Consider the following 11010-nt stretch of genomic DNA (forward strand, 5'->3'; position numbering starts at 1 on the left):
GTCAAAAACAAGCCGATTCATCCCCCACCTGCACTCTCACTCCGTGAGCAAGGTGGCTTAGAGGCGGGGGACTTCTCGGCTATTTTAGTTAAAATCAGCATTAAATTACAGATTAAAAAAATAATTCCTACAATCATAAACTCCCTCATTCACTTTCACTGCCTACATACATTTTTTGAAAAAGCGCTTTTCCCGTGTCGGTTTTAAATATCTTATTGAACGCAGATTCCCTTGCAGATAGATCACTGTTGTTTTCATATAGGTTCACGAGAAAATCGGCCTCAATAAGAATTTGATAATCCAAGCCATCAACTGAATCATACGTATGATGATGCCCCACAAGGTAGCAAACCCTGTCTACTGCATCATGGTCAAAACCAACCTTTTCAAGGACTTTTTTTGCCACTTCTGGCCCTTCAGCTTCCTGGTTTTTTCCGGAACTGTCGCCATACTTCTCTCTAGCCGGCCTAATTCCAATATCGTGTACAAGAGCAGCTGCCAAAAGAGTTTCAAGTTCTCCCTCATCCAGATTCTCACCCTGACCAATAATCTTGGCGTACTGATAGACCTTTGTGAAATGTTGAATCATCCAGGCATCTCCTGCATCGTGTTCAACCATTTCCCAATACAAGCAATTGAGTTTGTTCATAATGATCATTAGCCTCCTACTAGCCTCTGAGTATTTTTTCCATTTTCTTTCCCTTCGCCAACTCATCAATCATTTTGTCCAAGTAGCGAATTTCTTTCATAAGCGGGTCTTCAATTTCTTCAATCCGCACTCCACAGATCACGCCCTTGATTTCGGTTCTGGAAGGGTTCATTTTTGGTGCTTGAGCAAAGAATTCTTTAAAAGTCACTTCATCCAAAATTGCTTTTTGAAGAGAGGCTGAATCATACCCGGTCAACCATAGAATGATCTCATCAACTTCATCCTTGGTTCGCCCCTTTCTTTTAGCCTTTGCGACATAGAGCGGATAGACACTTGCAAAACTCATTTGATCGATACTTTTTCTTCCCATAATCAAACCCTCCCTATTAAAATTCTAACATAATCACACCCTGATTGTCCCGGTTAAATGCTCAAATCCAAATACCAAATAAGTTGAACTTCATTTTTCTCATCCTCATTTTCAACATATGCATACCGGTCAATCCGCCCCAAAACAGCGCCCTGTTTATGGTAAAATCTACAGGCTGGGACATTGTTGTTCTGACATTCAATCTTCATTTGAGAAAAACCTTGTTCTTTGGACCAAAGCACCGCTTCATCAAAAAGAGCTTGTCCAACCCCTTGATTTTTGAATGTATCATCAACTCTTAAATCCCATAAAACGCTCATATCCATCTTGAACAAGGTTTGGTTCCAAATGACTGGTCACAAGAACTTTCATGGGTATTTGATCATTGTAGTGGCCGTTGGTAAAAATCTGTTGTTTACGAATGCCTTCCTGGCTGCATCCTAATTTTCTCAACATGGATGCAGAATGCGAAATCTATGACTTCGAGACAGTTATAGAAGAAAAAATCTTTTAGGTCCAGGATTCCTTGTAGGTCACCCGGTTCAGCTCAACCCACTTCCAAGAAGTATGAAAGCACTCCTTTGACTCACTGATGTGAACCAAGGGAGTGCTTTTTACTTTGCTACAAAATCTCTTTATTGAAATGTCCCCTTGTATCTGTTTCCTGATTGAAAACGGATTTTGCAAGAGACCCATCTAGCTTGCCCTTGGCGGCTTTGATGGTTTTTACAACTTCTTCTTTTGACTCGATTGTAAAATTCAATCTGAATGCCTCCACACCCTCTATGGACTTGAGTTCATCCAAGAGATTGAGGGTTTTTCCATTGAGGATTGTAACCGAGCAGTCCTCATGGGTGATAATCGGGAATATCCCGTGTTCATCTTTGAGCTCATAATGGTTGGTCTTACAGTGGCCGCACTGGTCCATTTTTTTCAGTGGGCAATATTTTGTAAACATTAGAGGTGCTCTTCCATACACAATCATTTCAAGGGCTGGATATCCGCTGTTTGCCTTATTATAGGCTTCAATCAGGGCATCAATTTGTTTCTTGTTGAGTTCATAGGATAAGGTGACCCGCTTTGCCCCCAGCTTGTAAAGTTCGTAGCAGCTGGTTGAGTTGACAACATTCATCGAATAGTCCGTCACAAAAGGATTGGTGTTTTTGTAATGATAAAGACCACCATACCCTCCAATGAGAAGGGTTCCTTCTCTTTCCACGTAGTCAACTTGATTCCTTCTAACTACATTTTCAAAATATATTTCCTCTATACCACTAGCAAGGCAAGCATCGTATTGTTCTTGCGTCATTACAGAAGCTGTGAGATAGGGTCCTTTTTGAGGAAAGTTTATTTTTTCATTGGCTTTTAAAACTTTGGTTCTTTTCTTCTGACTCTTGAGTTTTAAATCATAAAGGCCCTGAACAATTTCTCTTCTTGCGGCATTTAAGAGCTTCGCTGGAATAAAGGCACCATACGCTTCATACTCAACATGGTTCAGTTCAAATACCGTATCGTTCAATCTGGAAACCTGTTTGATAACTTGATCTTTTGTTGTGGGGTTATTGATGGCTGCGTCCAGCACTTCATCGCTTTCATAGACATAATTAAAACCGAATCCAGAAGCTTCCACAGTCATCTTTGAACCAGGGTATGCATAGACTTTTAAATCCAGATTAAACCGCTTAAACTCTTTTTCAAGAGAGGCTTCCAAAAGTTTGTAATGGGCTTGGTCTTTAGTGATATAGACCAAATCCCCCTTTGACAGCTTCTCTTTGATTTTGATATAGCAAACGTCCTCTGCCCGATTGACCAGGTTGCCTTCTTTGTCATATAGTTTCACAACTGTTAAAACCACATCTTCGTTGTTATGACTGATTCTAATAATGTCATTTTGATTCAAGGGACGTGATAAGGAAATCTCGTACAGGTCTTTATTGATTTTACTGATGCGTCCGATTTCATACCCAAAATTGTTGGGTCTCAAGACATTGGTAATCTCCTTTGGGTCTTCATGAAATATATACCCCTTTGTATAAGTTCTGTTAAATGTCTTGTTCAAGTTGTCTTTATCCGTTTCAGTAACTTGCCCATCCAAAGCCTTGCGGTATGTGGATACCACATTGGCAACATAGGCAGGCTCTTTCATTCGACCTTCAATTTTAAGAGAATCAATTTCCTTCAAATCGTCTATATAATCAATTGTATTCAAGTCTTTTGTGGACAAAACATAGTTTTTACCAAGGGTAGTTCCTGTCAACTGATTGATAATTTCATACTCTTTACGGCATGACCCCACACATCTTCCTCGATTTCCACTTCTGTAACCAATTAAGCCGGACATGAGGCAATTTCCCGAATAAGAAACACATAAGGCACCGTGGACAAAAATCTCCAAGGGGATTTTGGCAATCCTTTTAATTTCTTTGATCTTTTCAACTTCAACTTCACGGGAAAGAACCACTCTTTTTGCCCCGAGTTCTTTAAACAGCAAGGTCCCATCCAAATCATCTATGCCCATTTGCGTTGAACAATGCCCTTCCAAATCCAGAAAATTATTGACGATAAAATCGAGGGCTGCAAGGTCCTGGACGATAATCCCATCCACACCGATATCATTGAGTGCCAGCATCTGGTCCTGCATTTCCGGTATTTCATTTTCAAAAACGATTGTGTTCATTGTAACGTATATTTTGACATCTCTAAGATGTGCGTACTCAACAGCCTCTTTCAAAGTTTCCAAATCAAAATTGGATGAGTAAGCCCGCGCACCGAATTTTTGCATCCCAAGGTATATTGCATCACAGCCATTGGAAATTGCAGCCTTTAGAGCCTCCATACTTCCAGCTGGAGCTAGTAATTCAGTCATTTTTTCCTCCAAACCTTTTTTGTCTATGAAGCATTATAACAAGTCAAGCCCTATAACACAAGAAAAGTTGCTAATTATAGTCAATTTGACAAAGCTTCACCTTTTCCGCCGTGAAGTGAGAAAAACGGTGTGTTATGCGACGTTCATTTATTGCTTTTTATCGCAAACACGTATATAATATACGTATAGAACGTTGTTCTTGTTCTAAATTTCCTATTCTTTAGGATGATTCATGAATCATCGTTCTTATAACTCAAGGGAGCTACTTAAACTACTTAATAGTGATGGCTGGGTTGTGGTCAGAATCAAAGGATCTCATCATCAACTGAAGCACCCTACTAAAAAAGGGACTGTCACTATTCCGCATCCTAAAAAAGACTTACCTCGAAAAACCTTTGAGAGTATTCTTAAACAGGCTGGAATTGAAGGGTAAGTGCTCCCTTCGACTTCAACATTTATGAAAGAAGGTGTAACAATGTTAGCTGATCGTTATGTTTTCCCTGCAATTTTCCATTTTGCAGACGATGGGATTTCTGTTGAGTTTCCAGATTTACCTGGATGCTTCTCTTATGGAGAGGACGAAATTGAAGCTTTATCTAATGCAAAAGAAGCTTTAGAACTGCATATCTTTGGTTTGGAAGATGATAAAGAAATTATCCCAACACCCTCTCATATAAAAAATATAGTTACAAAGAAAAATGAGTCTATCGTACTTATAGATATATGGATGAAACCTGTTAGAGATTTCATGAAAAATAAGGCAATTAAAAAGACTTTAACAATACCAAAATGGCTTAATGATGTTGCTATTGAAAATGATGTAAATTTCTCTCAATTATTACAAGTTGCAATTAAAAATTATTTAGGAATATCAACTAATGAGTAACCATTCGATTTTGAATGGTTTTTTTTTTGAATTTCATCTAACGTTCTTATAGTCCTCGCAGCCTTAGTTGCGAGGACTATGTGTTATATGAAGTTCTATCAACTTTAATTATTTCTGGTATTGAATCGTTTAAGTTCAACTTAAATATATCAACACTTTGAGGTATAAGTTTGACTATTGAGTGTAAGTACACACTTGGAAAATCAATACCTAAAAATATACCTTCTATTGAATTATTAATATCAATGTAATAATCTTCGTTATCTTCAGAAATTAATAAAAACCTGTATTCTTGTTCATCACGCCAATCAGTGGATTTTGTAAAATATAGTCTTTCACGGTGTTTAATAATATGGTGTTCGATAAAAAATTTATTAAAGTTATTTTGAAAATCACTTTTGTTATCTTTTGTTACTTCTAATGCTGTACTGCTAAAAATACCTTTTGTTGAATCTGTGTATTTAATATCTCCTCTATATACTCTATTTTGCGTGAGTTTAGAAGTTAAATTATCTACAAATTTTTGCTTATGAATCGCAATACAAATTCCTCTGTGATTATCTCCATATTGAGTCCACATTCTTGGTTTATAAAATCCAGTTCTGTATATATTGCCAGGTTCTTCTTTGCCAGTAATATACTCATAAACATTTTCTTTATTCTTTGAAAAACAAATTAACTTAGACTTATTTAGCCTAATATCATTTAACAAATCTACGTAATCCAGTTTTTTAGCATCATCAAAATTCATTCCAGAGTCCTTAGCCCAGTTAATTGAAATATTTCTTTTCTTTCTTTCACTAGGATCATTTACATTCACGAATGACGAAAATCTAAGAAGTCCTGTTGGCAATATTTTTTCAATTCCTGTTTCAAGTTTTGTGTAGTGATATAGCATATCTGAGTCACAATACTTTTTCATTAATTCATCATTTTCTTGACCATCTGTATTAAAAAAAAAGAAGAAATCGTCCACCCCCATTTAAACATTTTTGAATTCCTTGCTACAATTGGAATATGCAACATTATAAATATTAGTTCTTGTCTTGCAACATGTAGATTATTTCTTTAGAATTTCATATAACGTTCTTACCGTTTTAGCCGCCTCTGTGGCTAAAATGGTGTGTTATATGAAGTATATAATAAATTTAACATCTTATATCAATCCTAGTGATACGTACATCTAGTTTCAGATTCAATTTTTCTTGCTTTCTTGTCAACTCCTCAAGTAGGTTGTTTGCGTAATTTTTAACGCCAGAAGGAGTTCTAGGATCATTTACTACTTGACTTGCTCGAGCTAGTTTTTCGGTATTTACTAATGCGTCACCAATTAAAGTAGAAATGTGCAGTTCTTCTTCCATTTCTCTTCTATTTCCTGCGTTCGCTACATCTAACAAACCATTAACAGTCCCTTGAATATCTAGAATTGGAGGTGAGTTATACGATAAATTGGTAATTTTTACAGCACTGTCATCTGTAAAGTCCACTAATTTAACCGGACTACTTCCACCAGTATAAAATACTACTGGCCTAATATAGTCTTTTATAATTCGCCAAAACTCTTCTGGATTGTTATTTTTTGTTGCTAACATTAAGAACTTATCTGAATCATAAGAAAATGATAGACCATTATTATCACCTGGGAATAATTCTTCTGATCTTGTAGCTACAAAAAAATCATTATCTGATGCTCCCTGTTGCATTAACTCACAAATTTTTCTTATAATCATTATTTTGTTATAATTAGTACAAAACTCATCACAATATCTAATGATTGACCACATTGGCAAATTGTCATTTTCAGTCCCAATTAAACTAATTTTTCCTAATAATTCTCCTTCTTGATTCATGTTTTCTCTCCTTGTATTTTTGATATTTCATATAACGTTCTTGCCGTTTCCGTCGCCTTAGTGGCGGAAATGGCGTGTTATATGACGTGAGTTATGAAACTCTATACTTTCCATAAGTAAACAGTATATTTTCCCATATTTTCAAATCCTTTTGAAATGGCCAAATTGTAATCTTTAATATCTTCGCAAAAGAACATCATTGATTTTGTATCTGCATGTTGACTATTTTCTATTCCATAGATCAACAACAATTCTCTTAATTTTGTTGAAGTTAATTTGGGCTCAATTATTAAGAAATCTTGATCTTGCTCTAATTGATCACTCAGACCATAGATATCTCCAACTCCATCAATTTCACGTATGAAGATACTTCCTAGTATTTTGAAATTGTCTTCGGACATATACCAAACGGCTACTATAATCCGAAAATCATGTAAATGTTTTTTTAATCGTTCAGAAGTCCAATAATAATTTGGATATGCATGATCATGATACTTAAAATAGGACCTATACACTTCATTATGTTGTTCAAGAAATTCCTTACGTTTAAGTTCCTCTTTAAAATCATAGATTCTTATCGATCCATTAAGTATTTGATGATCTATAGGAATAATAAACTTCTGAACATCTTCAAATTTGAAGTTTGTTATATACGTTTCTTCTAAGATTTCAGATTTTTCTTTTCCAAAATAAATCACAGCATCAGAATAATCGCTATTTATTCCGCAATATATTTTCTTACTATTAAAACCTAAGTTCTTACTAATAAAATTCTTAAACAACTCCATTGCGGTATAATAAGAAATACCAGTATCATTAATATAGATTCCTTTATCCCATGAACCAATATTGTCATCATCTCTAAATACTAGTGGAAACAATGCTACAATTTCACAATTCATAAATATTCCAATAAGATACAGACCCTTTTTATCAAAAAATCTTGTGAAAATTTCATTAAGTTCATCGTAGTTGTTATAATACGGAAAATAGAAATACTTTTGTTGTGATGCAATTGGCCATGCAAAATTCAACGCCAAATCTAACTCATTTTTTACTAATAGTCGTGTTGTATAATTCTCCATGTTTTCTCCTCATGTCATATAACGTTCCTCATGTCCCCGTCGCGAAGTGACGGGGATATGGTGTTAGACGATGACCCATACATATTCTTTTCAATAATATAACTTTTAGTCTACAACGGTTATAATTGTCTTTATCTTTTTCCAACCTTCAGAAAATACATAGTCAGTTCTAATCTCTGCAACTGAATTCAACTTGTGCTCAACAATTAATAATCGTTTTGCAGTAATAATTACTTCATGATTATAAGTATTGGAAAAACTCAATATTGCTGGTAACACTTCATACTCAGATGCGATTGATACCTCTAACTCTTCTAAAGTGCTCAATACTCTATTGTTGAACTTTATGTATTCATCAATATTATTTCCTGTAATATTTACTCCGTCTTTGTCAAATTCAAAATCATAATTCTCTTCATTAATAATTTCACTTAGGTCCATACTAACCAATTTATTGTCTTTACAGCTTAAGTAATAGTATATTGTACTACCAATAGAACCGCCTTCATCCACTGATATTAAAATATCGGTATTACCATCATTAGTAATATCAACTTGAGAAACGGAATTCACTTTTCCAAAAAGCTCAAGTATATTTTCACTTACAGATACATCGTTTTGACCTTTTGTAAATTCTACATAAAAATTGTAATTATCTTTTTCAATAATTTTAACTGTTTCTAAAGCTTCGTCATTATCCATATTAAGTGTAGATGAACTTAAAACTGATCTATCTTCAAGTAAATTTATTTCTTCAGAAGTATTTTGATTTTCTTTATTATTTTCATCTGAGGAAATGATACGATTACATGCTGTTAATAAAATAATGAAAATCAATAGAGCAATAATCTTTTTTTTTCTCATTTTTTTCCTCGTTTTTAAGTTTTTTTCATTCTTTTCACTTGGGTTTTCGTCTAACGTTTCTGCCGTTTCCGTCGCCTTAGTGACGGAAATGGTGTGTTAGACGATGGACTTAACTTTTTCATTTTCGAACTTCATAGGAACTTCTACTGTTTTTCCTAAATACTTAAATTCAGTAAACTCAATTTTCATTTCAAAACTATTTTCGTCTTTAATTTTTTGATAAATTCTTTCAATCATCAAGTTCTTATCTTCAGCTTTTAAATTATCATGAATTGTTTCAATTGATATCAACTTAACATTATGTTTGAATGCCCATGGTAGTAATTCAATAACTGCAATTCCCTCTTGATTTTCTTGTTGTGCGGACAATATAACAATAACTTTTTTATTATTCAGCTCGTTATTTCTCAAACAAAAAAATGAATCCAATAATGATTTACTTTTCCCTGAAATTGAACCATAGTAAATTGGAATAGCAAAAATAATTACATCTGATTTTATTATGTTTTCAATCATTTCCCTATTTTTTTCTTTTATACAAACACCTTTTGACATACATTGATAACAACCATCACAATATATATCATTTTCATAGTCAGTTTTTAAGTTGATTATTTCCAATTCTTCTTTAAAAACGATTTTTAAATCTTCTAATAAGTCTTTTGACTTTGAATTAGAATTAAATGAAGTTGATATTCCAATAATTTTACTCATGATATTCACCTTTGTTTAGTCTTTCGTCTAACGTTCTTACCGTTTTAGCCGCCTCAGTGGCTGAAATGGTGTGTTAGGCGATGCCAAATTAATTATTTTTCATCTTCAATATATGTAGCAATGGATTCAATTTCTATTAAATTCCCTTCTTGTTCATCTTTACTAATCTTTAAAACTATTTTTTCTACATTTTCAAGAGTTAAAATAATTTCCTCTTTAGTATTGGTGTAAATTAATATCTCTTTATCTTTAAAACTTAACGAAATTCTGGATTCATCAAAATTACTCCTTTTTTCAATCGCTTTTCTTAACGAATTTTTAGTCCAATTATATAAATCTGTTCCAATTTCTGACAATACACCTCCAGCAATACCACCTATAAGGGCTCCAAATACAATGCTGATGCTGATGAAATCTGATCCAACAACTGACGGATGCCATTGAAACCCAACTTTTGTTTGATACTCAGATCGAAATGGTTCTTCCATAATACTATTTAAATCTTCAAATGAATATCTCCCGTATAACAGTGTAACGTCCATGTTAATCAAATTGTACTTTTCATAAGTACTCATATCCTTTACCTCCAAAATTTGGTTTTGCCTAACGTTCTTACCGTTTTAGCCGCATCTGTGGCTAAAATGGTGTGTTATGTGGAGTAACTCAATTTCAACTTGTCATTTGTTTTTTTAGATACTCTCGACATAGATTTGTTGTTGTCTCTAGAATTTTCAAACTTTCACCGACATCATCATTTATTTCTAATGAATGAACAGCATTGGCAAATTGATGAACTTCAACATTAGAGATACTCAATAAGGTCTCAATACTTTTTTGATCAACAAGTTTATCTTTATCTCCTGTGAATACCATACAATTTTTCAATCGGATCCTTTCTACCTCTTCTGATAGAGGAGTATAAAATATATGAGCCAATTTTGAATTAAGATACTTATTGTCAACATCTAAAGCAATAGAATTTCCAATGCTTTTGCTTATGAAAAATAGCCTATCATACTCACTATAATTCACCTTATTGATTGCATCAAAACACTCTTCTACTAAAGCATCGTAGATATCTCTATCATAGAAATCTAATTTTCTATCTTTAACTCCATACTGCAAACTTAATACATCACAACCAATTAATAACGCTGTCTTTCTCGCATAATGTAACGTCGGAATGTCTGTTGAATTATCTCCACCTGGAAAAATAACAACTAAACTACTCGAAGGATTGCTATGTTTCAAGAACTGTATTTGGTTCTCTTCAGTGTGTTTCGAGTCAATTGCAATAAGAGATCTTTCAATCATAAATTATCCTCCAGTTTACATTTCCTTTGTTATTTCACATAACGTTCTTACCGTTTTAGCCGCTTCAGTGGCTAAAATGGTGTGTTATGTGATGGTCGATCTTTTTAATATTTTAATTGAATTTATCTTCTCCAATCATACACTTGATATCTAACATCAATTATATGTCCATTTATATCAACTGTATTATTGTCAATCCACTTCACTAATGCAGTTTCTTCCTTATAATTCCAGTAAATATTTTTTGACATTTTATTTAACTGATTGTATGCTAGCTCACCTCTAATTGCATATGAGACCGTTGCACCACCATTTACTAAGTAAATGCTTAAACTGTATTCACCCGAAGGTGATTCGATTTGATCAATTAGTTCTCCTTCTGGTATTCGATTTATATCAAAGAATAGCCAAT

At 33.9% G+C, this 11010-nt stretch carries 15 protein-coding genes; 2 read left to right on the forward strand and 13 right to left on the reverse strand.

Translation table 11 applies throughout. The annotated features are described in order from the left end of the window. Positions 1–145: 145 nt before the first annotated feature. The 5 genes from JOC49_RS12445 to JOC49_RS12465 all read right to left on the reverse strand — a co-directional run bounded on the left by JOC49_RS12445 (position 146) and on the right by JOC49_RS12465 (position 3885). Positions 146–649: an HD domain-containing protein gene (locus tag JOC49_RS12445; protein WP_204665363.1), complete on the reverse strand. Its 504-nt coding sequence runs from the start codon at positions 647–649 to the stop codon at positions 146–148. A gap of 19 nt (positions 650–668) precedes the next feature. Continuing rightward, positions 669–1019: a DUF2200 domain-containing protein gene (locus JOC49_RS12450; RefSeq protein ID WP_204665364.1), complete on the reverse strand. Its 351-nt coding sequence runs from the start codon at positions 1017–1019 to the stop codon at positions 669–671. A 53-nt stretch (positions 1020–1072) separates the two neighbouring features. Then, the gene (locus JOC49_RS12455) at positions 1073–1339 is read right to left on the reverse strand and encodes a GNAT family N-acetyltransferase (protein WP_204665365.1); all 267 of its coding nucleotides are present in this window, start codon (positions 1337–1339) and stop codon (positions 1073–1075) included. Next, positions 1311–1475 (reverse strand): hypothetical protein, encoded by a 165-nt coding sequence (locus JOC49_RS12460; RefSeq protein ID WP_204665366.1) that lies wholly within the window; start codon positions 1473–1475, stop codon positions 1311–1313. Before JOC49_RS12460 ends, JOC49_RS12455 begins: the two co-directional genes overlap by 29 nt. Before the next feature lie 166 nt (positions 1476–1641). After that, positions 1642–3885 carry a U32 family peptidase gene (locus tag JOC49_RS12465; protein ID WP_243423726.1) on the reverse strand — a complete coding sequence of 748 codons (2244 nt, stop codon included), beginning with the start codon at positions 3883–3885 and terminating at the stop codon, positions 1642–1644. A 232-nt stretch (positions 3886–4117) separates the two neighbouring features. Here JOC49_RS12465 and JOC49_RS12470 point away from each other — a divergent pair, with 232 nt between their 5' ends. Both JOC49_RS12470 and JOC49_RS12475 read left to right on the forward strand, forming a co-directional pair. Further along, positions 4118–4318, forward strand: coding sequence for a type II toxin-antitoxin system HicA family toxin (locus JOC49_RS12470; RefSeq protein ID WP_204665368.1), 201 nt, complete (start codon positions 4118–4120; stop codon positions 4316–4318). 24 nt (positions 4319–4342) lie between these two features. Next, positions 4343–4771, forward strand: coding sequence for a type II toxin-antitoxin system HicB family antitoxin (locus tag JOC49_RS12475; RefSeq protein WP_243423728.1), 429 nt, complete (start codon positions 4343–4345; stop codon positions 4769–4771). A gap of 76 nt (positions 4772–4847) precedes the next feature. On the opposite strand, the gene JOC49_RS12480 is transcribed toward JOC49_RS12475, so the two are convergent. The 8 genes from JOC49_RS12480 to JOC49_RS12515 form a co-directional block, all read right to left on the reverse strand. Further along, complete coding sequence (locus tag JOC49_RS12480; protein ID WP_204665369.1) at positions 4848–5753, reverse strand: DUF2971 domain-containing protein; 906 nt, start codon at positions 5751–5753, stop codon at positions 4848–4850. Between the two features lie 166 nt (positions 5754–5919). After that, entirely contained in the window at positions 5920–6621 is a 702-nt protein-coding gene (locus JOC49_RS12485; RefSeq protein WP_204665370.1) for a hypothetical protein, read from the reverse strand. A 101-nt stretch (positions 6622–6722) separates the two neighbouring features. Continuing rightward, positions 6723–7706: a hypothetical protein gene (locus tag JOC49_RS12490; protein ID WP_204665371.1), complete on the reverse strand. Its 984-nt coding sequence runs from the start codon at positions 7704–7706 to the stop codon at positions 6723–6725. A gap of 105 nt (positions 7707–7811) precedes the next feature. Then, positions 7812–8570, reverse strand: a complete 759-nt coding sequence (locus JOC49_RS12495; RefSeq protein ID WP_204665372.1) for a hypothetical protein — start codon at positions 8568–8570, stop codon at positions 7812–7814. 96 nt (positions 8571–8666) lie between these two features. Beyond that, complete coding sequence (locus JOC49_RS12500; protein ID WP_204665373.1) at positions 8667–9284, reverse strand: flavodoxin family protein; 618 nt, start codon at positions 9282–9284, stop codon at positions 8667–8669. A 92-nt stretch (positions 9285–9376) separates the two neighbouring features. Continuing rightward, the gene (locus JOC49_RS12505; RefSeq protein ID WP_204665374.1) at positions 9377–9859 is read right to left on the reverse strand and encodes a hypothetical protein; all 483 of its coding nucleotides are present in this window, start codon (positions 9857–9859) and stop codon (positions 9377–9379) included. A 94-nt stretch (positions 9860–9953) separates the two neighbouring features. Continuing rightward, positions 9954–10598: a hypothetical protein gene (locus JOC49_RS12510; protein ID WP_204665375.1), complete on the reverse strand. Its 645-nt coding sequence runs from the start codon at positions 10596–10598 to the stop codon at positions 9954–9956. Between the two features lie 122 nt (positions 10599–10720). Then, positions 10721–11010, reverse strand: a 290-nt coding sequence (locus JOC49_RS12515; RefSeq protein WP_204665376.1) for a DUF5412 family protein, incomplete at its 5' end; no start/stop codon positions are given.

The organism is Fusibacter tunisiensis (genome assembly GCF_016908355.1).
GTDB lineage: Bacteria > Bacillota > Clostridia > Peptostreptococcales > Acidaminobacteraceae > Fusibacter_D > Fusibacter_D tunisiensis.

Coding starts and splice junctions, on each gene's coding strand:
- JOC49_RS12445 (WP_204665363.1), bottom strand. CDS start 649: ATGAACAAACTCAATTGCTTGTATTGGGAAATGGTTGAACACGATGCA.
- JOC49_RS12450 (WP_204665364.1), bottom strand. CDS start 1,019: ATGGGAAGAAAAAGTATCGATCAAATGAGTTTTGCAAGTGTCTATCCG.
- JOC49_RS12455 (WP_204665365.1), bottom strand. CDS start 1,339: ATGAGCGTTTTATGGGATTTAAGAGTTGATGATACATTCAAAAATCAA.
- JOC49_RS12460 (WP_204665366.1), bottom strand. CDS start 1,475: ATGTTGAGAAAATTAGGATGCAGCCAGGAAGGCATTCGTAAACAACAG.
- JOC49_RS12465 (WP_243423726.1), bottom strand. CDS start 3,885: ATGACTGAATTACTAGCTCCAGCTGGAAGTATGGAGGCTCTAAAGGCT.
- JOC49_RS12470 (WP_204665368.1), top strand. CDS start 4,118: ATGAATCATCGTTCTTATAACTCAAGGGAGCTACTTAAACTACTTAAT.
- JOC49_RS12475 (WP_243423728.1), top strand. CDS start 4,343: ATGAAAGAAGGTGTAACAATGTTAGCTGATCGTTATGTTTTCCCTGCA.
- JOC49_RS12480 (WP_204665369.1), bottom strand. CDS start 5,753: ATGGGGGTGGACGATTTCTTCTTTTTTTTTAATACAGATGGTCAAGAA.
- JOC49_RS12485 (WP_204665370.1), bottom strand. CDS start 6,621: ATGAATCAAGAAGGAGAATTATTAGGAAAAATTAGTTTAATTGGGACT.
- JOC49_RS12490 (WP_204665371.1), bottom strand. CDS start 7,706: ATGGAGAATTATACAACACGACTATTAGTAAAAAATGAGTTAGATTTG.
- JOC49_RS12495 (WP_204665372.1), bottom strand. CDS start 8,570: ATGAGAAAAAAAAAGATTATTGCTCTATTGATTTTCATTATTTTATTA.
- JOC49_RS12500 (WP_204665373.1), bottom strand. CDS start 9,284: ATGAGTAAAATTATTGGAATATCAACTTCATTTAATTCTAATTCAAAG.
- JOC49_RS12505 (WP_204665374.1), bottom strand. CDS start 9,859: ATGAGTACTTATGAAAAGTACAATTTGATTAACATGGACGTTACACTG.
- JOC49_RS12510 (WP_204665375.1), bottom strand. CDS start 10,598: ATGATTGAAAGATCTCTTATTGCAATTGACTCGAAACACACTGAAGAG.